Raw genomic sequence first — 24,814 nt, 5'->3', positions numbered from 1 at the left:
ACCCATGCGGCGGACGTACCCGGAAGGTCACGGCCCCGTCCGCTACGGGCCGGCCCTCCCCGACGACGGCCTGCCGGTACTGCCGGAGTTGTCCGCCGCCCTCGCCGCGGCCGCGGGCCGCGCCGAGGAACGGCCGGTCGGCGGCGGCCCGGCGCTTCTGGACGCGGCCTGCGGCTACTGGATGCGGCGCGGGCTGCCCACGCCACCCGAGCGGGTGGCGGCCGCGCCCGGCGCGCCCTTCCTCCTGCTCGCGCTGACCGCCGCGCTCGGCGGAGACGTCCTGGTGCCGCGGCCCTGCGCCGCCTGGTGGGCGCCGTACGCACGCCTGTTGGGAAGACCCGCCTTCCACGTGGCGACACCGGCCGAGTGCGGTGGTGTCCCCGATCCGTACGCCCTCCTGGAGACCGTCCGCCGGGTCCGCGCCGAGGGCGGTGATCCGCGGCTGCTGGTGCTGTCCGTCGCCGACGACCCGACCGCCACCGTCGCGCCGCCCGAGGTGATGCACGAGACCGTCGAGGCCGCCGCGGGCGAGGGGCTGCACCTGGTCAGCGACGAGACGTGGCGTGACACTGTGCACGCACCGCACGAGACGGTGCTGCTCAGCCCCGCCGAGATGCTGCCCGAACGGGTCACCGTCGTCACCGACCTCGCCGGCGCGCTCCTGCCGACGGGCTGGCCCGCCGCGATCGTCCGCTTCCCCGCCGGCACCACCGGCGACGCTCTGCACGCGCGCGTGCTCGACGTGCTCACGGCGCTGGACGCCCGCATCGCCGAACCGGTCACCGCCGCGGCCGCCTACGCACTCGACGAACCCGAGCCCGTCACCGCGCGCCTGACCGCCTCCGTACGCCTGCACGCGCGCGTGGCTCGCGCCGCGCACGCCGCCGTGGTCGCCGCAGCCGCCTTCGCCCGGCCGCCGCAGGCCGGCCGTCACCTGTACGTCGACCTCGGCCCGCTGCGCCCCGCGCTCGCCGCCCACGGCGTCGGTGACGCGCAGGAGTTGGAGGACTTCCTCACCGCCCGCCTCGCCATGCCCGCGCCCGGCGGCCACCGCTTCGGCGACGACCTCGGCGCGCTGCGCGTGCGGCTGTCCACCTCGGCGCTGCTGGGCGGCACGGACGAGGAACGCACGGAATGCCTGTTGTCACCCGCGCCGTTGGAACTGCCACACGTGCAACGCGCGTTGATCTCTTTGAGGTCGGTCTTCGACGATCTCCGCGACGACGCTCAGTGACGGGAGCCTCCTCGATGACGCAGCAGTCCGAGTCGGCCACCCCCACCACCACCCAGGAAGCCGACGATCCGGCGGCCTCATCCCCTCTGGCATCCCCGTTCCCGCCGCTCGCCGCGCCCCGGCCGCTGGGAGAGCGGCGGGTGTGGCCGCGGACCTTCCACGACCGGCTCACCGCCCCGCTGCCCGGCCTGAAGGCCATAGCCCGGTTCGCCCGCGAGGGCGCCGTACGGCCGGACAGTGAGGGCCTGGCCGGCATCCCGCTGCTGCCGTACGAACCTGCTCCGCTGCCCCGCGTGCACGCCCGCACCGTCGCCGTGACCTGGGCGGGGCACGCCAGTTGGATCGTGCGGATCGGCGGGCTGACCGTGCTGACCGATCCGGTGTGGTCCCGCCGGATCATCGGCACCCCCGCCCGCATCACTCCCGTCGGCGTCGACTGGGAAGCCTTGCCGCGCGTCGACGCGGTCGTCATCAGCCACAACCACTACGACCACCTGGACGCCCCGACCCTGCGCCGACTCCCGCGCGACACACCGGTGTTCGTGCCGGCCGGGCTCGGCCGCTGGTTCCAACGCCGCCGGTTCCGCTGCGTCACCGAGCTGGACTGGTGGGAGGCGGCCGAACTGTACGGCGTCCGCTTCGACTTCGTGCCCGCCCACCACTGGTCCAAGCGCGCTCTCACCGACACCTGCCACAGCCTGTGGGGTGGCTGGGTGCTCACCGCCCCCGACGGGCAGCGCGTCCACTTCGCGGGCGACACGGGATACGGCCACTGGTTCTCCCGCATCGGCCGCCGCTACCCCGGCATCGACCTCGCCCTGCTCCCCATCGGCGCCTACGACCCCCGGTGGTGGCTCAGCGACGTCCACTGCGACCCGGAGGAAGCGGTGCAGGCCGCCCAGGACCTCGGCGCCCGCCGCATGGCTCCCATGCACTGGGGCACGTTCATCCTCTCCGCCGAGCCGGTCCTGGAGCCGCTCACCCGGGTGCGGGCCGCCTGGGAGAAGGCGGGCCTGGCGCGGGAGGACCTGTGGGATCTGCCGGTGGGAGGTTCGCGGGTGCTCGACTAGTAGACGACGCAGGAGGGGCGGACGGACCGCCCAGGAGCAGCGAGCGGGCGTCGGCGGTCAGCTCGACCGGTGCACCGGCGACGCCCGCCGTATCCGGCGCCACACGCTCGGCGCCGCGCCGAGCATCACGGTCAGCACGACCGCGGCGACCACGCCCTCCCACGGCTCCTTGAACAGGGAGCCGCCGAGGATGCCGATCAGCTGGTACGTCACGGCCCAGGCCAGGCAGGCCGGGAGGTTGCCGCGGAAGAAGCGGCGCAGCGGCCACTTCGCCAGCAGACAGGCCAGCATCACCGGGATGCGGCCGGCCGGCACCAGCCGGGACAGCACCAGTACCGCCATCCCGTGGTCGGCGAGCTTGGCCTGCGCCTGCGCCAGTCGGTCCTCCGGCGCGCGGGCCCGGATCGCCTCCAGCCACCGCGAGCCGTTCTTCGACCGCATCCCGCGCCGCCCCAGCCAGTACAGCGCCGCATCGCCCAGGAACGCGGCCAGCGACGCCGTCACGAACACCAGCGCCAGCGAGAACGGCGCCGTCTGGTGAAAGGCGACCACCGCCGCCGAACTGACCAGCGCGCCGGTCGGCACGACCGGCACCAGCGCCCCGATCAGCACCAGCAGGAACAGCGACGGATACCCGATCGCCTGCTGGGTGGACTCCGACGGCACGACCGTCGTCACGGCGGAGGCAAGCCGTATCACCGGGCGACCTCCAGGCGCACGCTCTCCCCGTGCCCGAGCCGGTGCACCACCACCTGCGGCGCACGTTCGGCCGCGAGGCGCACGAACTCGTCGCCCGGCGCGTGGAACTCGTGCGGGCGCACGGCGTCCATCCCGATCGGCCAGTACGTGCCGTAGTGCACCGGCACCGCGGTGCGCGGCGCCAGCCGGGCCACCGCCTGGGCCGCCCGTCCCGCGTCCAGGTGTCCCTCGCCGAGGTACGGCCCCCAGCCGCCCACCGGCAGCAGGGCCGCGTCGACCGGCCCGACCTCCTCGGCCATCGAGTCGAACAGGCCGGTGTCCCCGGCGAAGTACGTCCGCGCCTCGCCCTCGATGACGTAGCCGAGGGCGGGGGAGCGGTGCGGCCCGAGAGGCAGCCGCCGCCCGTCGTGCCGCGCGGGGACCGCCCGCACGACGACACCGCCGACGTCGACGCGGTCGCCCGGCGCCATCTCGGTGATGCGCAGCCGGTCGAGCCGGCGCAGCCCCGGCACCGCCCGGGGTGCACCCCGGGGCACGAGCAGGCGCGTGCCCGGGGCGAGCCGGGCCAGCGAGGGAATGTGCAGGTGGTCGGCGTGCAGATGCGACACGAGCGCGATGTCCGCGCGCCAGGCGCCCGACGGCGGCAGTGCGCCGCGGCGGCGCCGCAGGTGCGCGAGCCGGCGTGCGAACAGGGGGTCGGTGAGCACGCGGACGTCCGAGTCCTCGACCGTGCAGGTGGCGTGACCCCACCAGGTGACCTCCACCGGCACCTTCTTTGCCTCCTTCGCGCGACTCCCCCTGAGCCTACGTCCAGGAGTAGGGTCGGCGGCGAAAACCCGGAGGTGAGGGGGACGCCATGGGAGAAGTACGGGGTGCCTCCGGCGGGGCCGCCGCGGTGCCGGTCCGTGTCACGGCGATCGCGAGCCTGACGCCCCTGGAGGAGCTGAACGACGACCCCTTCCTGGTGGACTCCCGCAGTCAGCACGCGATGTGCGCGCGGTGGGCCGCGGAGCGCGGATACGTGGTCGCGCGGGAACTCCTCGTACGGGGACTGCGGACCGATCACTGCGCCCTGTGGGACGGAGTGCGGCCGGGGGTGGACCTGTTCGTCGCGCCGAGCCGGCGGGTGCTGGAAAGTGCGCTGTCCTCGGTGGAGGAGTTCACTGCCGAGTGCGCGCGGCGCGGGGTGCGGGTGGAGATGGTGGGGCAGGCGGAGCCGTTGTACGACGCGCAGATGAAGGCGCGGGTGCACCGGCGGCTGTCGATGCCGACGGCCGGTTACGACGGGCGGTAGCCCGGACCGCGTATGTGACAAGCTGAAGCCGGGCCCGTGCGGACGACCGGGTCGGGACGTGAGGTGCTGGGCGTGCGTGGCGGGTGGCGGCGGGTCGCCAGTCAGGTCGGGCGGAGCGTCGCGGTGTGGGCCGTGTCCACGGTCACCATGCTGGTGCTCGCCGGGATCCTGCCGGACTTCCAGCTGCAGTCCCCCGACGGCGACAGCGCCACCCGTATCGCCGTCACCGCGGCGCTCGGCGCCGGTGCCTTCGGTGTGCTGTCGGCGGTCGTCTGGCCGTTGCTCGTCCGGCTGCTGCTGCTGGTGCCCGCGCTCGTGCTCGGGCTGCTGGTGTTCTTCCTCAACGGCTCGCTGCTCCTTCTCGCCCTGCGCATCAACCCCTCCGGCCAGGCCGAGGCGGCCCCCGAGACCGCCGTCATCGTGGCCGCCGTGATGTCCGCGGTCGCCTCGGCCACCGGCGCCGCCCTCGCCGTCCGCGACGACGACGCCTACCGGCGCAGGCTGTACCGGCTCGCCGACCGCCGTCGCAGACGGCTGCCGCCCGGACCCTCCACGCCAGGCACTGTGTTCGTGCAGCTCGACGGCGTCGGCCACGACGTCCTGCTGGACGCGGTCGGCCAGGGCCTGATGCCGACCGTCGCCCGGTGGCTGGGCACCGGCCCGGAGGAGCGGCCCACCCACCGGCTCACTCCCTGGCGCACCGACTGGTCCAGTCAGACCGGCGCCAGCCAGCTCGGCATCCTGCACGGCTCCAACCACGACGTCCCGGCCTTCCGGTGGTACGAGAAGGACACCCGGGAGGTGATGGTGTGCAACCGCCCGACCAGCGCCGCCGAACTCCAGCGCCGCGCCGTCGAGCGCACCGGCTACGGCGGGCTGCTCACCGTCGACGGGGCCAGCCGCGGCAACCTGTTCAGCGGCGGCGCCGACGAACTGGCCCTGGTGCTGTCGGTGTCGGCGCGGCGTGGCCGCGAGAACCGCTCCCGCGCGGGCTATTTCGCCTACTTCTCCGATCCGGCCAACGCCGTCCGCACGGCCCTGTCCTTCGTCGCCGAGGTCGCCCGCGAGATCGGCCAGTCCGTCCGCGCCCGGATCCGGAAGCAGCGCCCGCGCGTCGGCCGCGGCGGGCTCTATCCCTTCGTGCGGGCCTTCGCGACCGTCGTCGAACGGGACGTGGTCGTCGCCGCGGTCACGGGCGACCTGCTCGCCGGGCGCACCGCCGTCTACGCCGACCTGGTGGCCTACGACGAGGTCGCGCACTACTCCGGGCCGCACAGCCGGGACGCCCAGAAGGTGCTGCAGCGCCTGGACCGGTCGCTGGCGCTGATCGAGAACGTCGCCGAGCACGCCCCGCGCCCGTACCGGATGGTGGTGCTGTCCGACCACGGCCAGAGCCCCGGTGAGACCTTCCGCGCCCGCTACGGCCTCACCCTGGGCGACCTGGTGCGGGCCGGCTGCGGGCTGCACGTGCCGCGCAAGGCGGAGCGCACCCACAGCGGGGCCGAGGCCAGGGCCGCCGTACGGGCAGCGCTGCGCCGGCCGGTCGAGGAACACGGCGAGCGGCACCGGCCCTCCCGCCGCTCGGAGCCCATCGTGCTGGCCTCCGGCAACCTCGGCCTGGTGTCCTTCCCGGACGTGCCGCACCGCATGAGCAAGGAGGAGATCGACGCCCGTCACCCGGCGCTGCTGACGACGCTCGCCAACCACCCCGGCATCGGTTTCCTGCTCGTGCGCAGCGAGGAGCACGGCGGCCTCGTGCTCGGTGCGCGCGGCGCGGAGATACCGCTGGACCGGCTCGACGAGGATCCGGGCCCGCTCGCCGTGTTCGGCCCCGGCGCCGCCGACGCCGTCCGCCGCACGCACTCCTTCCCGCACACCGCCGACATCATGGTCAACTCCTTCTACGACCCGGCCGACGGCGAAGTCCTCGCCTTCGAGGAGCAGATCGGCTCCCACGGCGGCCTCGGCGGCGCCCAGGCCCGCCCGTTCCTGCTGTCGCCGCTCGCCTGCTCCGCGCCGGTCGACGAGGGCGGGGATCTTGTCGGCGCCGAGCACGTCCACCGCGTCCTGCGCCGCTGGCTGCGCGAGTCGCACGGCCCCCAGGTGCCGCTCGACGGGCGGGAGGACCAGCGGGCCGTGTGAACATCCGCCGCCTCCCGTGACGTACCGGCCGCCCGCGTCGTCTTCTGCGACGCCGCCCCGCACGACGCGGGCTATCTGCCGGGTTACCGAGATCGCCGGGCGGGTGCGGGTGCATGGCCGCGGCGGCACCGTACTGCAACCGGGCATCGACCTGCTGCACCGCGCGGACGACTTCCCGCCCACCGCGCCGGTCCTCGTCATCACCGATGGCTGGTGCGACGTGCTCCGTGTCCGCCGCGAGCACGCCTTTCTGATCCCGCAGGGCGCGCGCCTGCCGTTCACCGCCCGTGGGCCGGTCTTCCGGGTGGGATGACCCGGAATGTGATCGGATGGTCCCGATGACCCGGAAACGGGACCACACCGTTGAAAAACAGCCAGAATTCGAAAGGGTTCACCGTGGCAACCACGCGCACCGCTCACACCGTCTGGGAAGGCAACCTGCTCGAGGGCAACGGCGTCGTCACCTTCGACTCCTCCGGCATCGGCCAGCAGCCGGTGTCGTGGGCGTCGCGCGCCGAGCAGGCCAACGGCAAGACCAGCCCCGAGGAGCTGATCGCCGCCGCCCACTCCAGTTGCTTCTCCATGGCGCTGTCGCACGGCCTGGCCGGCGCCGGCACCCCGCCCACCAAGCTCGTCACCTCGGCCGACGTCACCTTCCAGCCGGGTGAGGGCATCACGGGCATCCACCTCACCGTCGAGGGCACGGTCCCCGGCATCGACAACGACGCGTTCGTCGCCGCCGCCGAGGAGGCCAAGAAGAACTGCCCGGTGAGCCAGGCCCTCACCGGCACGACGATCACGTTGTCGGCGAAGCTCGCCTGACACGACGCGTACGTCCCATGGTCCCGCGCCCCGTTCTCCGGGGCGCGGCACCGTTGTTTCCGTACCGTCCGGGTACACGGCATTGACAACAGCCCACTCAAGTTTTGTGCTGGTTGAGCGGGAAGCGCCCTGGCGGAAGGGGACGGAGATGGCACGAGCGGTCGGGATCGATCTCGGGACGACGAACTCGGTGGTGGCCGTCCTGGAAGGCGGCGAGCCCACCGTCGTCGCCAACGCCGAGGGCGCGCGGACCACGCCGTCGGTCGTGGCGTTCGCCAAGAACGGCGAGGTGCTCGTCGGCGAGGTGGCCAAGCGGCAGGCCGTGACGAACGTGGAGCGCACCGCGCGCTCCGTCAAGCGGCACATGGGCGACGCACACTGGCGGTTCCCCGAGCAGGGCTCGATCGACGGCACCCGCTACCGGGCGCAGGAGCTGTCGGCGCGGGTGCTGCAGAAGCTGAAGCGGGACGCGGAGGCCTACCTCGGCGAGGACGTCACGGACGCGGTGATCACCGTTCCGGCCTACTTCGACGACGCCCAGCGGCAGGCGACCAAGGAAGCCGGTGAGATCGCCGGCCTGAAAGTCCTCAGGATCATCAACGAGCCGACGGCCGCGGCCCTCGCCTACGGCCTCGACCGGGGCGAGGAGCAGACCGTCCTCGTCTTCGACCTGGGCGGTGGCACCTTCGACGTCTCCCTGCTGGAGATCGGTGACGGCGTCATCGAGGTGAAGGCCACCAACGGCGACACGCACCTCGGCGGTGACGACTGGGACCAGCGGATCGTCGAGCATCTGGTCAAACGGTTCAAGGGGCAGTACGGCATCGACCTCGGCCAGGACAAGATGGCCCTGCAGCGGCTGCGGGAGGGCGCCGAGAAGGCCAAGATCGAGCTGTCGTCGTCCTCCGAGACCACCATCAACCTCCCCTACATCACCGCCTCCGCCGAGGGCCCGCTCCACCTCGAGGAGAAACTTACGCGCGCGCAGTTCCAGGAGCTCACCGCCGACCTGCTCGACCGGTGCAGGACGCCCTTCCACCAGGCGGTCAAGGACGCCGGTGTGAAGCTGTCCGCGATCGACCACGTGATCCTCGTCGGCGGCTCCACCCGTATGCCCGCGGTCACCGACCTGGTCCGTGACCTCGCCGGCAAGGACCCGCACAAGGGCGTCAACCCCGACGAGGTGGTGGCCGTGGGCGCCGCCCTCCAGGCGGGCGTCATCCGCGGCGACGTCAAGGACGTCCTCCTCCTCGACGTCACCCCGCTGTCCCTGGGCATCGAGACCAAGGGCGGCATCATGACCAAGCTCATCGAACGCAACACCACGATCCCGACCCGCCGTTCGGAGATCTTCACCACGGCCACCGACAACCAGCCCTCGGTCGGCATCCAGGTCTACCAGGGTGAACGCGAGATCGCCGCCTACAACAAGAAGCTCGGCGTCTTCGACCTCACCGGCCTGCCGCCCGCCCCGCGCGGGGTGCCGCAGATCGAGGTGGCCTTCGACATCGACGCCAACGGCATCATGCACGTCTCCGCCAAGGACCTCGCCACCGGCAAGGAACAGAAGATGACCGTGACCGGCGGCTCGGCGCTGCCGAAGGAGGACATCGACCGCATGATGCGGGAGGCCGAGCAGTATGCCGAGGAGGACCGCAAGCGGCGCGAGGCGGCCGAGACCCGCAACCAGGCCGAGCAACTCGTCTACCAGACCGAGAAGTTCATCCAGGAGAACGGCGACAAGATCCCCGCGGAAACCAAGAGCGAGGTCGAGGCGGCGGCCGCGGAGGTGAAGAACCTGCTGGAGCAGAACGCCGACACCGGCGCCCTGCGCACGGGCGTCGAGAACCTCGCCTCCGTCAGCCAGAAGATGGGCCAGGCGATGTACGCCCAGACCCAGCAGACACCGACGGACGGCGGCGAGCACCACACCGCACCGCAGGACGACGAGGGCGTGGTGGACGCGGAGATCGTCGACGACGACAAGGACACGAAGGGCGGGGCCGCCTAGCCGCCCCGCCCCGCCGGTCAGGGCTTGCGGGCGACCCCCGCGTACACCTGCACGACGCCTTGCGCGCCGGCCGCGGTGTCCTCCGGTTCCGGCCGCCACTGAAGCACTGGGACCACACCCGGCTCCAGCAGCTCCAGACCGTCGAAGAACCGCGAGAAGCCGGCGTGCGTGCGCGGGTGGAAGGGGGTGCCGCTCTGCCGGAACAGCTCCGCGGCCTTGGCGACGCCGTCGGGGCTGATGTCCTGCGTGACCTGGGAGAGGATCAGATGACTGCCGGGCGCGAGCGCCGCGACCTGAACCGTCACGCGGTTCCGCTCGGCGTACTCCAGCAGCTTGTCGAGCTGGTCGCGCATCACCTCGCCGTGGATGCTCACCGGCCGCCGCAGCACCGTCTCGTCCATGATCACCCACAGGTGCGGCGGGTCCTCCTGCTCGAGGAGCCGCTGCCGGGCCATGCGCAGGGACACGTGCCGCTCGATCGTCTTCGGGCCGGTCTGCCCGACCGTCCCCGCCTCCAGGACGGCACGCGCGTACTCCTCGGTCTGCAGCAGCCCGGGCACGAAGTGCGGCTCGTAGGAGCGGATCAGGCGGGCGGCGCCCTCCAGGCTCACGTACAGGCTGAACCAGTCCGGCAGCACGTCGTGGAACCGCTGCCACCAGCCCGGCTGGTTGGCCTCCTCGGCCAGCGCCAGGAACGCGTCGGCCTCCTCGTCGGACACCCCGTACGCCGTCAGCAGCACCTGCACGTACGGGATCTTCAGCGTGACCTCGGCCATCTCCATGCGCCGCACCGTCGCCGGGACCACCCGCAGCACCCGCGCGGCCTCCTCGCGCTTGAGGCCGGCCGCCTCCCGCAGCTCCTGCAGTCTCCTTCCGAGCACCACCTGACCCACGGTGGGCGCGGCCCGCCGCTCACTCACGCCACGCCTCCCCATACGCGCCGAAGTCTGCGAGCAGTGTGTCATGTGCCGCCGGACCCCACACGTGGTAGAGGCCCGTGCGAGGGCCACACGATGTCAGGCCACCAGCGAGTGAAAGTACTTCACGGTCGCCGGGTCGGCCGGCAGGAACGTCTCGATCGCCAGTTCCGCCACCGTCACGTCCATGGGCGTGTTGAAGGTGGAGATCGAGGAGACGAACGACAGCACCCGGCCCTCGTGCTCGATCCGCATCGGCAGCGCGAAGTACGGCACGTCCTCGGCAGGTTCGCCGTCGGCCGCCGTCTCCGGCACCGGGTACGCCGCCACCTCCTCGTACAGCGCGCGCAGCGCGTCCGAACGGTGCAGGGCGATCTGCCGCTCCATCTGCGCCGGCAGATGCCCGCGCCACTCGCGCAGATTGCGGATCCGCGGCGCCAGCCCCTCGGGGTGCAGGGTCAGCCGCATCGCGTTCAGCGGCGGCGCAATGAGGGACTCCGGGACGCCCTCCAGCAGCATGGTGATGCCCCGGTTGGCGGTGACACGTCGTACGTCGCGTCGACCACCAGCGCCGGATACGGCTCGTAGCCCTGGATCAGCCGCTGAAGGCCCTCGCGCAGGGCGCCCAGCGCCGGGCCGTCCAGCGGGGTCTCCGGGTAGCGCGGGGCGTAACCGGCCGCCAGCAGCAGCGCGTTGCGCTCCCGCACCGGGACGTCCAGGTGCTCGGCCAGCCGCAGCACCATCTCCTCGCTCGGCCGGGAACGGCCCGTCTCGATGAAGCTGATGTGCCGGGCCGAGGAGTCGGCACGCAGCGCCAGCTCCAGCTGACTGACCCGCCGCCGCTCCCGCCAGGCCCGCAGCAGCGGACCCACGCCCTTGACGGCGGGGGTGGTGGGAGAGGCGGCGTTACCGGACGCGACAATGGCCATACGGACGACCGTAGTCGAGGAGGGGACGCATGAACGAGCCGTGGAAGTTGTCCTGGGAGGCGACGGCGGTGTACCGCGCCAGAGTGCGCGGCTGCCTCCTGGGCGGCGCCGTCGGCGACGCCCTCGGCTACCCGATCGAGTTCAGCTCCCTGGACCGGATCCGTGCCACGCACGGCCCGCGCGGCGTGACCGGGCCGGTGCCCGACGGCGACGGCGTGGTGGGCCGCATCAGCGACGACACCCAGATGACCCTGTTCACCGTCGAGGGCATCCGCCAGGCCCACGAGCGGGAGCGGCTCAAGGGAATCGGCGGCGGCTGGTCCCGCCTGCTGCGCTGGGCCTACGAGCGCTGGCTGGAGACCCAGCGCAAGCCCGGCCCCGAGGCGAGCGAGATGACCAAGCCCTCCGGGGGCTCCTACGAGGGCCCGCGGGGCGGCCTGGTCACCGAGGCCTGGCTCTACGCCCGCCGCGCCCCCGGAAACGCCTGCCTGTCCGGGCTCGCCCAGGACCACGTGCCCCCGCCGTGGGCCGAGCTCGGCCCGCCCGGCCCCGTCAACCCCGACTCCAAGGGCTGCGGCGCCGTGATGCGCTCGGCCCCCTTCGGCCTCACCCGCACCGACCCCGACAACGCCTTCGGGCTGGCCGCCCGCTGCGCCCAGATGACCCACGGCCACCCCACCGGCTACTACGCGGCCGGCGCGCTCGCCGCGATCGTGTCCCACATCGTGGCCGGGGACTCCGTCGAGGGCGCCGTCCTGCGCACCCTGCGCCTGCTGGCCCGGCACCCCGGCCACGAGGAGACGGCGGCCGCCCTGGAGCAGGCCCTCGACCTGGCCGCCGAGGGCAGCCCGACCCCGGAGAAGCTGCAGAAGCTCGGCGCCGGCTGGGTCGCCGAGGAAGCCCTGGCCATCGGCGTCTACAGCGCGCTCGCCACGGACCGCGTCGAGGACGCTCTGCTGCTGTCCGTCAACCACTCCGGCGACAGCGACTCCGCCGGCTCCATCTGCGGCAACATCCTCGGCGCCCGGTACGGCGACCACGGCCTGCCGCACGCTTGGGTGGAGCGCGTCGAGGGGCGGGCCCGCATCGCCGCCCTGGCGGACGACCTGGCGGCCGAATGTGTACCCGGCTGAGCCCCGGGCGGGCTTCTGACCAGGGACGCAGCGGCCCTGCTGTGGCAGTCTGAACAGGTACGCGCCGCCCAGGAAGGGAGCGAGCTCATGCCCGTCGAACCGCTGTCGCACAAGGAGATCGAGGACCGGCTGGCCGAACTGCCGGGCTGGTCCTTCGACGGGGACCACCTCACCCGGTCCTACCGGCTCGGCTCGCACTTCGCGGCGACGGCGATGGTCGTGCACATCGCCCAGGTCCAGGAGGAGCTCGACCACCACTCCGACCTCACCCTCGGCTACAACACGGTCTCCCTCAGCGTGAACACGCACAGCGCGGGCGGCGCGGTGACGGAGAAGGACTTCGAGCTCGCCCGCAGGGTGCAGGAGCTCGCGCCGGGGCACGGGGCGAGCTGAGCGGCGCAGGGACGGGGAGCCGCGTGCTGGACTACGACAAGGAAGCCGAGCACTACGACGCCTCGCGTGGCGGCGAGCCCAGGGCGGGCGCCGCCGCCGACGCCGTGCTCGGTCTCGTACCGCCCCGGGCGCGCAGCCTGCTGGACGCCGGGTGCGGCACCGGCATCGTGACCAGGCGGCTCGCGGCCGCCCGCGCCGGCCTGCGGGTGACCGGGATCGACCGGGCGCCCGCGATGGCCCGGCAGGCCGCCGCGCGCCTGCCCGGCGCCGTCGTCCTCGCCGACAGCCGCCGCCTGCCCTTCCCGGACGACCGGTTCGACGTCGTCACCAGCGTGTGGCTGCTGCACCTCGCGCCGAGCCCCGAGGACGCACAGGCCACCGTCGCCGAGTGCGCCCGGGTCCTCAGGCCGGGCGGTGTGTACGTCACCACCGTCGACAAGGCCGCCGCCCACAACGTGGGCAGCGACATCGACGCCGTGCTCGCCTCCCGGCCGCGCAGCCCGGCCCTGGACGCCGCGGACCTCGTCGCCCGGTACGCCGCCGGGCACGGCCTGGTGCCGGCCGGACAGGCCATCTTCCCGGGCCGCGGGCAGGGCCGCAGCCCCCGCCGCACGATCGCGGATCTGCGGCGCGGCTGGTTCGTCACACTGCCGCCCGGCGAACCGCTCAGCGAGGACTTCGCCGCCCGGCTGGCGGCACTGCCCGACCAGGACCGGCCCCGCCCGGACCCCGTGTTCACCCTGCGGGCGTTCCTCAAGCCCGCGGACGCGTGAACTCCATGACCAGTCGGTCACCCTGGTCCGTCCGCCGTCCACCGAGAACGCCTGCTCCCGGTGTGCGGCGACGGCCGGGACCCGTGACCACACGAACCGCACCCGCACCCCGCTCCTTCCGGTGCTTCGGTCCGCCGGGCCGCGCGAGAAGATCGCCCGGACGGCGGGCGAGCCGGCCGAAAGGGACGCAACTCCCGTGCGGGCGGCGGCAACTGAGAGGTGAACCCATCCACCCGGCGCGCACCCACCGCGTCAGCTCTCCTCGCCGTGGCTGTCCGGCTCGTACACGGACTGCGACCGGTCGAGGCCGAGCGTGCCGTGCCTGCCGGCCGGTGCAGCGTCTGCTCGGTACGGCCGTACGCCGTGACTGCACAGCCGCCCTCTTCGGGATCGACGCGGACGACGACGTCGAGGCCACCCAAGTGCTCGGACCGGGCGCCGAGTTCACGCCACGGCGCGACGGCTCCAGCACCGCCATCGCCAACGACGAGGGCAAGGGCTTCGACCGGATGTGCGACCCGACGTACACGGGCAACGCCCGCAACAGCAACAACATGTCGGGCGCCCTGCCGAACGCTCCGCTGTCCGGGCACTGGTTCTCCGCCCAGTTCCAGCAGCTGATGCAGAACGCCTACCCGCCCCTGTTCGTGACGCGGTGACACACCGGTGATCCGCCAGGGCCGGTCCGGTCAGTCCTCCCGGGCCAGACCCCGGCGGATCGCGAACTCCACCGCCGAGTGGTTCCCGTCCGGCCGGTCCAGCTCGTAGGGCACCGCCGGGTACAGCGGCGGCTGGGCCATGAAGCGGGGCCGGGTGCCGTGGTGCGGCTGGGCGGCATGCACCAGGAACGGATGACAGAGGTAGACGTCGCCGGGGCGGCCGGTGGCGTACGCGAGCGGGCGGTGCGCCGAGGCCTCGACCAGTTGCGGGGCGATCTCCAGGCCCGACACGCCCGCCTCGCCGTACGGCTGAAGCAGCCGGGGCACGTCCAGGTGCGAGCCCACGCGGATACGAGTCGGGGCGTCGTCCCCGGTCACCTCGGTGAACAGCAACAGCATCAGCAGCGCGCGGTCCTTCGAGCGCAGGTTGGCGTGGTACCAGGTCTCGCCCTCGGGCAGATAGCTGCCCTCGATGTGCCAGCCCGCGTCGTCCGGCTCCTCCTCGTGCGGGAACCGCAGCGGGAAACTGCCGAGCGAGTAGCGCGGCTCCCAGCGGCCCTCGCCCACCAGCAGATCGAACGCCTCGTGCAACGCGGGAGTGTTGGCGGCGGCCGCGAACGGGCCCTGCGCCATGCCGGATACCCAGTACACCGGATCCTTCCAGGTGCCGGGATCCTGTGGATCGTATCCCGTCTCCTGCCACAGCAGCCGTGCGCAGTCCTCGGCGACGCGCGGCGGGAAGGCGCCCTCGATCTTCACGAAGCCGTCCTCGAGGAAACGCTCCACCAACTCGTCGTCCATGCGGTCATGCTCGGGGACCGGTCCGGCGCCGCGCATCCCATTTTTTTTGCCGCCCCGGCAACAACAGTGGCCCGCGCGCGGTGCGTCGGCGCACGCTGACCGCACCCGGACGAGAGGCTGACCACCATGGCGCACGACCACCACCACGAGGACACCGACCTGGACTGGGCCGAGCTGGCCCCGCTGCTGGAGGCGCAGGCGGAGCTGTACACCCCCCTGTACGAGCGGGCCATGGCCTGGCTGGCGAAGGACGTGACCGAGCCGGGCCTGATCGTCGACGCGGGCAGCGGGCCCGGGGTCGTGTCGTGCCTGTTCGCTGAGACCTTCCCGGGCGCCCGGGTCGTGGCGGCGGACGGCTCCGAGCCGCTCCTGGAGCGGGCCCGCGCCCGGGCCGCCCGCCAGGGCGTCGCCGACCGCTTCAGCACCCTCGCCGGTGAACTCCCCGGCGTACTCGATGAGTTGGATTATCCGGCCGACGTGCTGTGGGCGAGCCGCAGCCTGCACCACCTCGGCGACCAGCGGGCCGCGCTCGCCGCGTTCGCCACCAAGCTGGCGCCCGGCGGCACCCTGGCCCTGATGGAGGGCGGTCTGCCCCCCCGGTTCCTGCCCCGCGACATCGGGATCGGCCGCCCGGGCCTGCAGGCGCGGATCGACGCGGTCGAGGAGGAGTGGTTCGCGCGGATGCGGGCCGAGCTGCCCGGAGCCGTCGCGGAGACCGAGGACTGGCCGGCGCTGCTGGCCGCCGCGGGCCTGAAGCCCGCCGGGACACGCAGCTTCCTGCTGGACCTGCCCGCCCCGGCCTCCGACCGGGCCCGCGCCTACGTGGCCGCCTCCCTGACGCGGACCCGCGAGGCCCTCGGCGACGCGCTGGACCCCGACGACCGCGCCACGCTCGACCGCCTGCTCGACCCGAACGATCCGGCAGGCGTGCACCGTCGGCCGGACGTGTTCGTTCTGGTGGCGCACACGGTGCACACGGCCGTTCGTGCCGCCTGAACCGCATGCCCCGGACGCTTGACTTGGAGAGCGCTCCAAGTGATGGACTTGCCGGCGTTCGTTCGACACCCAGAAGGTAACCATGACCGATTCTCCGGTCGCACTCATCACCGGCGGCGGCAGCGGCATCGGCGCCGCCGTCGCACGACGGCTGCTGGACTCCGGGCACAGGGTGGCCGTCACCGGCCGGGCGAGAAGCGGCTGCGCGGCCTCGCCGAGGAACTCGGCACTCCGGACCGCCTGTTGACGATCGTCGGGAAGGCGTCCGAATACGAGCAGGTGCGGTCGGCTGTCGACACTACGCTCAAGGCATTCGGCCGACTGGACACAGTCGTCGCCAACGCCGGAGTCGCCACCCACGACACGGTCGCCGAGGGCGACCCCGCCGGGTGGACCGAGATGGTGCTGACCAACGTGCTCGGCCCGGCGCTGCTCATCCGCGCCTCCATCGACGCCCTGAAGGAAACCCGCGGGCGGATCGTGCTGGTGGGCAGCGTCGCCGGGTTCGTGCCCACGCCGGGCAACATCTACGGAGCGACCAAGTGGGCGGTCACCGGGCTCGCCGAGAACACGCGCCGCCAGGTCACCGAGTGGGGCGTGGAAGTGACCCTGATCGCCCCCGGCCGCGTGGAGACCCCGTTCTGGCACGGCTACGGCAGCCTGCCGCCCGGTCATCTCCTCACCGCCGACCAGATCGCCGACTCAGTCGTGTGGGCGATCCGGCAGCCCGCGGGCGTCGACGTCAACACGGTCGTCGTACGGCCCCTCGGGCAGCCCAACTGACGACGGATCCGGGGTGAGGCCCGGTGCCGCGCCCAGGTCGCGGTACCGGGCCTGCCTCCCCTTCCGGCTCAGTTGTTCACGATGAACTGCTGCGCCAGCTTGTCGCCCAGCGTGACCGCCGCGCCGTGGCTCTCGATGGGCGACACCTGCGAGTTCTTGAACAGGATGTACGTCACCCCGGAGTCCGCCCCGCCGGTCGCCGGGTCGGGGTCGATGCCGAGCGCCTTGGCGGTGGCGTACGAGGCCTCGCCGATGATCTTCGTGGGGCCGGTGTCGCCGACGACCGCGTACTCGACCTTGTTGTTGTAGATGACGGCGACCACGCCGCCGCCCTTGATGCCGGCGCTGGAGTAGTTCCAGATGCTGCTGGAGCTCGGGACCACGACGTAGGGCAGCGAGTCGGCCTTGAGCGGCTTGCCGTTGGACTGGTGGAACGCCGTGTTGTCCAGGTACCAGGGGTCGGTGTTCTCGTTGCAGTTGGAGGTGCGCTGGCCGTCGCAGTCGATGTCCATGTCGGCCTTCCAGAACACCGCGCCGTTCTTGCCGCACACGGGGACCGTGGCCGAGGTCTCGTCGTCGGTCTTGTACTTGCCGTTCGAGATCTGCTGACAGGACGTCACCTTGGCGAGCAGGTCGGCCGCGCTGACCCTGCCCTCCTGTGCCGACGCCGGCGAGGCGGCGCCGGAGGCGTTCGCGGGGAGCACTCCGGCGGCGAGCAGGGCGGCACCGGAGGCCGCGGCGAGGGTCAGTGTACGCATGCGCACTGTGGGCCCTTCTGTTAGGAAACTTTCCTTACCGGGTGCCGTACAAGGTGGACCCGTCAGCATGGCCGCGTCAAGCCCCCTTATGGCCGGACGCACGGGCCCAGTTGGCTACCGAAGGTGAAACGCGCAGCTCACAGCGTAGTGAAAGCCGGCGCAGGAGTGATCGGTCGACGGGCACTCGGCGTGTGCGCCGCGCCCGTGGTGAGAAGTCCGTCGCGTGGCCGTACGGGGGCGGCTGCGTGTGGCCCGTACGGGGGCTTGGCTGCGCGTGGCCCGCATGGGGGGTCGGCTGCGCGTGGCCCGCATGGGGGGTCGGCCGCGCGCTGATCCTGGTCAGCGCCTACGTCACCACGACGGGCGGCGCGCCCCGGAACCGCAGGGGAAGCGGTCCGGAGCGCGCCGCGGAGTCGTCTGTCAGGCCATGTCGAACGTGGCCGGGTCCGGGCCGAGCCGCCGGTTCTCGTTGAGCGCGCTGATCGCCGCGAGGTCCTCGTCGTCCAGGTGGAAGTCGAAGACCTGGATGTTCTCCTGGATCCGGGACGGGGTCACCGACTTCGGGATCACGATGTTGCCGAGCTGGAGGTGCCAGCGCAGCACGATCTGGGCCGGGGTGCGGTTGTGCTTCTGGGCGATGGCCACGATCGCCGGAACCTCCAGCAGGCCCTTGCCCTGGCCCAGCGGCGACCAGGCCTCGGTGGCGATGCCCTGTTTCGCGTGGTACTCGCGGGCCGCGTGCTGCTGCAGGTGCGGGTGCAGCTCGATCTGGTTGACCGCCGGGATCACCGAGGTCTCGGCGATCAGGCGCTCCAGGTGCTCCGGAAGGAAGTTGGAGACGCCGATCGCCCGGGTGCGGCCGTCGGCGAGGAGCTTCTCGAAGGCCTTGTACGTCTCGACGAACTTCCCCTTGGACGGCATCGGCCAGTGGATCAGGTACAGGTCCACGTACTCCAGGCCCAGCCTGTCCAGCGACGCGTCGAAGGCGCGCAGCGTGGAGTCGTACCCCTGGTCGCTGTTCCAGAGCTTGGTGGTGACGAAGATGTCCTCGCGGGGGATGCCGGAGGCGGCGATGGCCTTGCCGGTGCCCTCTTCGTTGCCGTAGATCGCCGCTGTGTCGATGCTGCGGTACCCGGCCTGCAACGCGGTGGCGACGGCCCGCTCGGCCTCGTCGTCCGGCACCTGCCAGACGCCGAAGCCCAGCTGGGGCATCTCGACGCCGTTGTTGAGGATGATCGGGGGGACCTTGCTGCTCACGAGCTCTTGATCCTTCGGTTGTCGTCAGGTGGTACGCCCATCGTCAACGATCACGAGCCGTGATGCATTCCTGACCGGCCAATCCGTCCCGAACTGATCGGCGAGTCAGTCCGCCGGGACGAGATTGGCCGGAAATGCATCCGACCTCATCGGTCCGGACCATTGACCGCGGCCTGCCATCCCGCAACTCTGTATCGCGCCACCGAACGCTCTCCTGAACTCGGTGCATACATGTGAACTCCTTGCCCTGTCTGGGCTGTACGACCCCCCACCCCACGGGAAAGCAGGTGCGTACACATGAACGAGACCTTGGTTGAGACCTTCCAGGCGGAGGATCCGTTCAGGAAACATCGGATGAAAAGGTCTGGCAAAGCCCCGGTTTCCATGTCGTGGAGACGGCCCTCGAAGTGACCGCCTACGCCCTCGGCGACCGCTAGGAGCAGCTCCGCGACCACCAGGAGAGCCGGGCCGGGCTCACGCCCCGTACAGCGCCTCCACCTCGTTCGCGTACGCGTTCTCGATGGCCTTGCGCTTCAGCTTCAGTGAGGGGGTCAGCAGGCCGTGCTCCTCGGTGAAGGGCTGGGCGAGGATGCGGAAGGTGCGGATCGACTCGGCCTGGGACACGAGGGTGTTGGCGGCGACCACGGCGCGCCGGACCTCGGTCTCCAGGTCGGGGTCGCGCACCAGCTGGGCGGGGGACATCTGCGGTTTGCCACGCATCTGCAGCCAGTGTTCGACGGCCTCCTGGTCGAGGGTGACGAGGGCGGCGATGTAGGGGCGGTCGTTGCCGACGACGATGCACTGGCTGACCAGGGGATGGTCCCGGACGCGCTCCTCCAGCACGCCCGGCGACACGCTCTTGCCGCCGGAGGTCACCAGGATCTCCTTCTTGCGGCCGGTGATGGTCAGGTAGCCGTCCTCGTCGAGGGAGCCCAGGTCGCCGGTGGCCAGCCAGCCGTCGTGCAGGGTCTCGTCGGTGGCCTTCTGGTTGTTGAGGTAGCCCTGGAAGATGTTGCCGCCGTGCAGCCAGATCTCGCCGTCGTCGGCGATGTGCACGGTCACGCCCGGGATGGGCTGTCCGACGGTGCCGTAGCGGGTGCGCTCGGGAGGGTTGGCGGTGGCGGCGGCCGTGGACTCGGTCAGACCGTAGCCCTCGTAGATCTGCACGCCGGCGCCGGCGAAGAACAGGCCGAGCCGCCGGTCCATCGCCGAGCCGCCGGACATCGCATTCCGTATACGGCCGCCCATCGCCGCGCGCACTTTGGAGTACACGAGCTTGTCGAAGAGCTGGTGCTGCACGCGTAGACCGGCCGACGGACCGGGGCCGATCCCCCATGCCTTGGCCTCCATGGCGTCCGCGTACTTCACGGCGACCTCGACGGCCTTCTCGAAGGGACCGGCCTTGCCCTCCTTCTCCGCCTTGCGGCGGGAGGCATTGAACACCTTCTCGAAGATGTACGGCACCGCGAGGATGAAGGTCGGCCTGAAGGCCTGCAGATCGGGCAGCAGGGCGGCGGCGTTCAGCTGCGGCTGGTGGCCGAGGCGGACCTTGCCGCGGATCGTGGCGACCTCGACCATCCGGCCGAAGACGTGCGCGAGGGGCAGGAACAGCAGCGTCGACGCCTCGTCGTTCTTCTTGGAGTGGAACACCGGCTCCCAGCGCTCGACGACCGTGTCCGCCTCGAACATGAAGTTCCCGTGCGAGATGACACAGCCCTTGGGGCGGCCGGTGGTGCCCGACGTGTAGATGATCGTCGCGATCGAGTCGGGGGTGACCGCCTCCCGGTGCCGGTGCACCACCTCGTCGTCGATGTGGGCGCCCGCGTCGTACAGCTCCTGCACACAGCCCGCGTCCAGCTGCCACAGCTGGCGCAGCTGCGGGAGCCGGTCGATGACGGTGGCGATCGTCATCGCGTGGTCCTCGTGCTCGACGATCGCCGCCGACACCTCCGCGTCGTACAGCATCCAGAAGCACTGCTCGGCCGAGGAGGTGGGATAGATCGGCACCACCTGGGCGCCGATGGTCCACAGCGCGAAGTCGAACAGCGTCCACTCGTAGCGGGTGCGGGACATGATCGCGACCCGGTCGCCGAAGCGGACGCCCCGGGCGAGCAGGCCCTTGGCGAGGGCCAGGACCTCGTCGCGGAACTCGGCGGCGGTCACGTCCCGCCACTGCCCGGTCTCGTCCTTGCGGCCGAGCGCGATGTGCAGCGGGTCGTCCTGGGCATGCCGGAAGACGACGTCGGCCAGTCCGCCCACCGGCGGTGCCAACGTCAACGGAGGGCTGGTGAACTCGCGCAAACCCCGCTCCCGCTCCTTGTGACGCTCCGCACAGCGCCGTGAAAGCTACCCCACCGGGCGGCAGGGCGGGAGGGGGGCCGAAGGCGAGCAGTGCTCACATATGCACTGGTCAGCGCCGGAAAATGCGCTCACATGGGGAAGGGTCGGACAGAAATCCTTACGGTTCAGTAAGTTTCGGTGCCGTAATCTCCACCGAATCTGTACGACCCAATTACGGCCGTCCCGCCACGTCGGCGGCGTCACCCCTGGCGCGCTGCCGTCTTCTCTGACAGCGCCCCCGCGCCGGATTTCGTCACTCCCATCCGCTCCGCGCGCGGCGGCCGGACGAGCACCAGCACCAGCGCGCCCGCCGGGAGATCTTCGGCCACCCCGTCGCCGCCGTCCTGTGGATCACCGCCGCCCCCGCGGCCCTGCGCTCCGTGGGCGAGGCCCTCGCCACCCACCACGAGATAGCCCATGCCTCCGCGGCGGCCGGCCCCTCGAACATCGTCGCGAGCGCGCTGGCCAGAAGCACGGCCGACCTGTACGCCTACCTGAGCGGGCCCCTCGGCCACCTGGACGGCATCCAGCACGTGGAGACGACCCCGTTCCTGCGCCGGGTCAAACAGCTCACCTACCAGCGCCCGCCGCGCTGACTACCGCCGGTGCAGCCGGTCGCCGCCCGCCAGGATCGCCGCCGCCAGCGCGTCGGCGGCGTGCTGGGCGGAGGGGCGCCGTCGGCCGTGCACCAGGACGAAGTCGACCTGGCCCAGCTCCGGCAGCCCGAACCGGTCGGGCACGCGCACGAGACCCGGAGGGATCAGGCCGCGCGAGTGCGCCATCACCCCCAGCCCCGCCCGGGCTGCCGCGACCAGCCCGTTGAGGCTCCCGCTGGTGCACGCGATGCGCCACGGTCGGCCCTGCCGCTCCAGGGCCTCGAACGCGAGCGCCCGGGAGATCCCCGGCGGCGGGTAGACGATCAGCGGCACCGGGCGGTCCGGCTCCAGGCGGAACCGCTCCGCGCCGATCCACACCAGCCGGTCGTGCCAGACGGGTTCGCCGCGCGGGTCCTCGGGGCGCCGTTTGGCCAGCACCAGGTCGAGCTTCCCGGCGGCGAGCTGCTCGTGCAGCGTGCCCGACAGCTCAACGGTCAGCTCCAGGTCGACCTCGGGGTGCTCGTAGCGGAAGCCCTCCAGGATCTCCGGCAGCCGGGTCAGCACGAAGTCCTCCGACGCGCCGAACCGCAGCCTGCCGCGCACCCGTGTGCCCGTGAAGAACGCGGCCGCCTGCTCGTGCACCTCCAGGATCCGGCGCGCGAAGCCCAGCATCGCCTCGCCGTCCTCGGTCAGCTCCACGCTGTGGGTGTCCCGGGAGAACAGCAGCCGACCGGTGGCGTCCTCCAGGCGGCGCACGTGCTGGCTGACGGTCGACTGGCGCAACCCGAGCCGCCGCGCGGCCTGTGTGAAGCTCAGGGTCTGCGCCACCGCCAGGAAGGTACGCAGATGGGCGGGGTCGTACATGGCGCCAGGTTATCGCGGAACGTGATGACAGTCAGAGCGGTATGACGGATTCCCGATCGCTCACGTGAGGAGGACGATGGAGAGGGGATCCGTCGGTCCCGTACCGCCGAGAGCACGAGCAAGTGGAGCACCGTGAAACGCCTGCAGTGGCCGAGTTGGATACCGATCGACCCGTACATCCTGCTGCTGCTCGGGACGGTCGGCGTCGCGGCGCTCCTCCCCGCCCGCGGCACGGCCTCCGACGTGGCCTCCGGCGCCTCCACCGCCGCCATCGCCTTCCTGTTCTTCCTCTACGGCGCCCGGCTGTCCACCCGTGAGGCGCTGGACGGGCTGCGGCACTGGCGGCTGCACGTCACGGTCCTGGCCTGCACCTTCGTGATCTTTCCGCTGCTCGGCATCGCCGCCCGCTTCCTCGTCCCGGTCCTGTTGACCCAGCCGCTCTACCAGGGCCTGCTGTTCCTCACCCTCGTCCCGTCGACCATCCAGTCGTCGATCGCGTTCACCTCGATCGCCCGCGGCAACGTGCCCGCGGCGATCTGCGCCGGGTCCTTCTCCTCGCTGGTCGGCATCGTCCTCACCCCGCTGCTGGCGGCCGCCCTGCTCGGCGGCAGCGGAGGCGGCTTCTCCACACACTCGCTGGTCACGATCGTGCTGCAACTGCTTGTGCCGTTCCTCGCCGGACAGGTGCTGCGCCGCTGGATCGGCACCTTCGTCGCCCGGCACAGGAAGGTCCTCGGGCTCGTCGACCGCGGCTCGATCCTGCTGGTCGTCTACACCGCGTTCAGCGAGGGCATGGTGCGGGGCATATGGCACCAGGTCAGTCCCGTGCGGCTGGCCGGGCTGCTCGCCGTGGAAGCCGTGCTGCTCGGTGTCATGCTCGTCCTGACCTGGTACGGCGCCAAGGCGCTGCGCTTCGGCCGGGAGGACCGGATCGCCATCCAGTTCGCCGGCTCCAAGAAGTCCCTCGCCTCCGGACTGCCCATGGCGAGCGTCCTGTTCGGTGCGCACGCCTCCCTCGCCGTGCTGCCGCTGATGCTGTTCCACCAGATGCAGCTCATGGTGTGCGCGGTGATTGCCAAGCGCCGGGCGCGCGAGGTGCGGGAGGAGGTCACCCCGGCGGCGCCAGCCGCAGCGTCACGAACCGTGGTCGGTACAGGGACACGTTCCCGTTGATGCCGGCCGACGCGGTCGTCGTGTCCAGCCAGTTCACGTCATAGCTGAGCACCAGCCGCCCGCCGCTGCTCAGCGCGGGATGCGCCTGCGGGTTGTACGCGGCGACCTGCCCCTGCGGCAGGGGCGGACCGAAGTCCTTCGTCGGCCCGTGCCACGGCCCGGTGGGGGAGCAGGCCCAGTACGACGTCACGGTGGTCAGCCCCCTGCTGCCCGCGGCCATCGTGAACAGCACGTGCGTCCCACCGTCCCGCACCACCGAGAAGGCGCTCCCCACCCCCGTGCGCCGCCCGTCCCCCAGCACCGGCCGCGGACCGGCGCCGGCCGTCCACGCCAAGCCCGTCCAGTACCGCCAGGCCCCAGGATCGGCGAGCCTGCCCTCCGGCACCCGGGCCACGTAGGCCGACGACGTGGGCCGGGACGCGGCCTGGCCGTCGGTTGCCGCCGAAGACGTACGTCCAGCCGCCTTCCACCACCAGCGTCGTCCCGAACAGGATCCGCTGCGACGCATCCTGGACGAGCTGCTGGTCGAAGACCCTCACGACCGACTCGGCCCGCAGGCCGGGCAGCGACAGCGTGGCCACCTCGGTGGCGGTGGGCACGCCGTAGATCCACGGCGACCGGCCGGCTGTGCGCACCCACAGCAGCACCCTGACGACCTGCTCCCGCGAGCCGGGGGAGCGGGGCTCGACACGGGCCGCCACCGGCCAGCGCCACTGGTCCGGCGCCGGGTCGGGAAAGAGGGGCGCGGCAAGCGTGCGCTCCAGATGCCCCTGGGCGTCCATCACCGCCACCGAGTTGCGCACCAGCGGGGCGGTGGTGTCGCGCCAGGCGGAGGGCTCGCCGGCCGGGTTGGGCGGGCCGTGCACCTGGCCCAGGTAGGTGTCGGAGAACAGCCACAGCACCCGGCCGTCCGGCAGCCGCACCGAGTGGGTGCCGTCGCCGCCGGTCCAGTCGTCGCTGCGGGTGGGGTCGTCGCCGTAACGGGTGAAGGAGTCGGTGAGCTGCCGGTCGGCCGACCAGGAGCCGACGGTGCAGGCCGGGCACGTGCCGCCGCCCTGCCGGTCGTGGTCCTTCGGGAGGGCGGTCAGCAGCACGGCCGCGAGAACCAGGGCCAGCAGCAGGCCGACCCCGGTTCCCGTCCGCTGTCGTGCTCGTGCGTCCTCGGGCACG

The 24,814-nt window shown here is 72.1% G+C and carries 19 protein-coding genes and 7 pseudogenes; 16 read left to right on the top strand and 10 right to left on the bottom strand.

Translation table 11 applies throughout. From position 1 onward, the window contains the following. Positions 1-4: 4 nt before the first annotated feature. The gene (locus tag ABZV31_RS04055; RefSeq protein WP_355887798.1) at positions 5-1,234 is read left to right on the top strand and encodes an aminotransferase class I/II-fold pyridoxal phosphate-dependent enzyme; all 1,230 of its coding nucleotides are present in this window, start codon (positions 5-7) and stop codon (positions 1,232-1,234) included. A 14-nt stretch (positions 1,235-1,248) separates the two neighbouring features. Beyond that, positions 1,249-2,304, top strand: coding sequence for an MBL fold metallo-hydrolase (locus ABZV31_RS04050; protein ID WP_355887796.1), 1,056 nt, complete (start codon positions 1,249-1,251; stop codon positions 2,302-2,304). 57 nt (positions 2,305-2,361) lie between these two features. Here ABZV31_RS04050 and ABZV31_RS04045 read toward each other — a convergent pair whose 3' ends face one another. Both ABZV31_RS04045 and ABZV31_RS04040 read right to left on the bottom strand, forming a co-directional pair. After that, positions 2,362-3,003, bottom strand: a complete 642-nt coding sequence (locus ABZV31_RS04045) for a VTT domain-containing protein (protein ID WP_355887793.1) — start codon at positions 3,001-3,003, stop codon at positions 2,362-2,364. Next, positions 3,000-3,773, bottom strand: a complete 774-nt coding sequence (locus ABZV31_RS04040) for an MBL fold metallo-hydrolase (protein ID WP_355887790.1) — start codon at positions 3,771-3,773, stop codon at positions 3,000-3,002. The genes ABZV31_RS04045 and ABZV31_RS04040 overlap by 4 nt, the downstream gene beginning before the upstream one ends. Before the next feature lie 86 nt (positions 3,774-3,859). On the opposite strand from ABZV31_RS04040, the gene ABZV31_RS04035 reads away from it, so the two are divergent. From ABZV31_RS04035 to dnaK, 5 genes and pseudogenes are all read left to right on the top strand, one after another. Next, a complete protein-coding gene (locus ABZV31_RS04035) occupies positions 3,860-4,297 on the top strand; it encodes a hypothetical protein (RefSeq protein WP_355887788.1) in 438 nt (145 codons plus the stop codon). 63 nt (positions 4,298-4,360) lie between these two features. Continuing rightward, the gene (locus ABZV31_RS04030; protein ID WP_355888988.1) at positions 4,361-6,439 is read left to right on the top strand and encodes a phage holin family protein; all 2,079 of its coding nucleotides are present in this window, start codon (positions 4,361-4,363) and stop codon (positions 6,437-6,439) included. 12 nt (positions 6,440-6,451) lie between these two features. Then, positions 6,452-6,752: pseudogene (locus tag ABZV31_RS04025) on the top strand (hypothetical protein); the annotation flags it as partial. A gap of 83 nt (positions 6,753-6,835) precedes the next feature. Beyond that, the gene (locus tag ABZV31_RS04020; protein WP_355887786.1) at positions 6,836-7,261 is read left to right on the top strand and encodes an OsmC family protein; all 426 of its coding nucleotides are present in this window, start codon (positions 6,836-6,838) and stop codon (positions 7,259-7,261) included. Between the two features lie 148 nt (positions 7,262-7,409). Continuing rightward, positions 7,410-9,272 (top strand): molecular chaperone DnaK, encoded by a 1,863-nt coding sequence (gene dnaK, locus ABZV31_RS04015; RefSeq protein WP_355887783.1) that lies wholly within the window; start codon positions 7,410-7,412, stop codon positions 9,270-9,272. Between the two features lie 17 nt (positions 9,273-9,289). Here the strand turns inward: dnaK and ABZV31_RS04010 are convergent, their stop codons facing one another. Further along, positions 9,290-10,192 (bottom strand): Scr1 family TA system antitoxin-like transcriptional regulator, encoded by a 903-nt coding sequence (locus tag ABZV31_RS04010; RefSeq protein ID WP_355887781.1) that lies wholly within the window; start codon positions 10,190-10,192, stop codon positions 9,290-9,292. Positions 10,193-10,288: 96 nt separating this feature from the next. Next, positions 10,289-11,118, bottom strand: a pseudogene (locus tag ABZV31_RS04005) (helix-turn-helix transcriptional regulator). 29 nt (positions 11,119-11,147) lie between these two features. Here ABZV31_RS04005 and ABZV31_RS04000 point away from each other — a divergent pair. The 4 genes and pseudogenes from ABZV31_RS04000 to ABZV31_RS03985 all read left to right on the top strand — a co-directional run. Next, positions 11,148-12,251 carry an ADP-ribosylglycohydrolase family protein gene (locus ABZV31_RS04000; protein ID WP_355887778.1) on the top strand — a complete coding sequence of 368 codons (1,104 nt, stop codon included), beginning with the start codon at positions 11,148-11,150 and terminating at the stop codon, positions 12,249-12,251. An 87-nt stretch (positions 12,252-12,338) separates the two neighbouring features. Beyond that, on the top strand, positions 12,339-12,644 hold the full coding sequence (locus ABZV31_RS03995) for a 4a-hydroxytetrahydrobiopterin dehydratase (protein ID WP_355887776.1): 306 nt from the start codon (positions 12,339-12,341) through the stop codon (positions 12,642-12,644). A gap of 23 nt (positions 12,645-12,667) precedes the next feature. Continuing rightward, positions 12,668-13,417 carry a class I SAM-dependent methyltransferase gene (locus ABZV31_RS03990; RefSeq protein WP_355887774.1) on the top strand — a complete coding sequence of 250 codons (750 nt, stop codon included), beginning with the start codon at positions 12,668-12,670 and terminating at the stop codon, positions 13,415-13,417. A gap of 458 nt (positions 13,418-13,875) precedes the next feature. After that, positions 13,876-14,076: pseudogene (locus ABZV31_RS03985) on the top strand (cellulose 1,4-beta-cellobiosidase); the annotation flags it as partial. Between the two features lie 30 nt (positions 14,077-14,106). On the opposite strand, the gene ABZV31_RS03980 reads toward ABZV31_RS03985, so the two are convergent. Next, the gene (locus ABZV31_RS03980) at positions 14,107-14,877 is read right to left on the bottom strand and encodes a phytanoyl-CoA dioxygenase family protein (protein ID WP_355887771.1); all 771 of its coding nucleotides are present in this window, start codon (positions 14,875-14,877) and stop codon (positions 14,107-14,109) included. 126 nt (positions 14,878-15,003) lie between these two features. On the opposite strand from ABZV31_RS03980, the gene ABZV31_RS03975 reads away from it, so the two are divergent. Both ABZV31_RS03975 and ABZV31_RS03970 read left to right on the top strand, forming a co-directional pair. Then, complete coding sequence (locus ABZV31_RS03975; protein WP_355887768.1) at positions 15,004-15,873, top strand: class I SAM-dependent methyltransferase; 870 nt, start codon at positions 15,004-15,006, stop codon at positions 15,871-15,873. 82 nt (positions 15,874-15,955) lie between these two features. Beyond that, positions 15,956-16,656, top strand: a pseudogene (locus tag ABZV31_RS03970) (SDR family oxidoreductase). Positions 16,657-16,724: 68 nt separating this feature from the next. Here the strand turns inward: ABZV31_RS03970 and ABZV31_RS03965 are convergent. Next, positions 16,725-17,420, bottom strand: a complete 696-nt coding sequence (locus ABZV31_RS03965) for a glycoside hydrolase family 75 protein (protein WP_355887766.1) — start codon at positions 17,418-17,420, stop codon at positions 16,725-16,727. Between the two features lie 414 nt (positions 17,421-17,834). Further along, positions 17,835-18,671: an aldo/keto reductase gene (locus ABZV31_RS03960; RefSeq protein ID WP_355887764.1), complete on the bottom strand. Its 837-nt coding sequence runs from the start codon at positions 18,669-18,671 to the stop codon at positions 17,835-17,837. Positions 18,672-18,968: 297 nt separating this feature from the next. Here ABZV31_RS03960 and ABZV31_RS03955 point away from each other — a divergent pair. After that, a pseudogene (locus ABZV31_RS03955) lies at positions 18,969-19,108 on the top strand (pyrroloquinoline quinone precursor peptide PqqA). A gap of 37 nt (positions 19,109-19,145) precedes the next feature. Here the strand turns inward: ABZV31_RS03955 and ABZV31_RS03950 are convergent. Beyond that, on the bottom strand, positions 19,146-20,972 hold the full coding sequence (locus ABZV31_RS03950) for an AMP-dependent synthetase/ligase (RefSeq protein WP_355887762.1): 1,827 nt from the start codon (positions 20,970-20,972) through the stop codon (positions 19,146-19,148). 353 nt (positions 20,973-21,325) lie between these two features. Here ABZV31_RS03950 and ABZV31_RS03945 point away from each other — a divergent pair. Then, positions 21,326-21,607: pseudogene (locus ABZV31_RS03945) on the top strand (Lrp/AsnC ligand binding domain-containing protein); the annotation flags it as partial. On the opposite strand, the gene ABZV31_RS03940 reads toward ABZV31_RS03945, so the two are convergent. After that, a complete protein-coding gene (locus ABZV31_RS03940) occupies positions 21,608-22,471 on the bottom strand; it encodes a LysR substrate-binding domain-containing protein (protein WP_355887760.1) in 864 nt (287 codons plus the stop codon). It abuts the pseudogene before it with no gap. A gap of 132 nt (positions 22,472-22,603) precedes the next feature. On the opposite strand from ABZV31_RS03940, the gene ABZV31_RS03935 reads away from it, so the two are divergent. Beyond that, positions 22,604-23,644: a bile acid:sodium symporter family protein gene (locus tag ABZV31_RS03935; RefSeq protein ID WP_355887758.1), complete on the top strand. Its 1,041-nt coding sequence runs from the start codon at positions 22,604-22,606 to the stop codon at positions 23,642-23,644. Here ABZV31_RS03935 and ABZV31_RS03930 read toward each other — a convergent pair. After that, a pseudogene (locus ABZV31_RS03930) lies at positions 23,580-24,813 on the bottom strand (DUF4185 domain-containing protein). The gene ABZV31_RS03935 and the pseudogene ABZV31_RS03930 sit on opposite strands and share 65 nt — an antisense overlap. Position 24,814: the final 1 nt, after the last annotated feature.

This window comes from Streptomyces sp. NPDC005202 (assembly GCF_040608235.1).
Lineage (GTDB): Bacteria > Actinomycetota > Actinomycetes > Streptomycetales > Streptomycetaceae > Streptomyces.
This window is presented reverse-complemented; position numbering and strand designations above follow the sequence as displayed.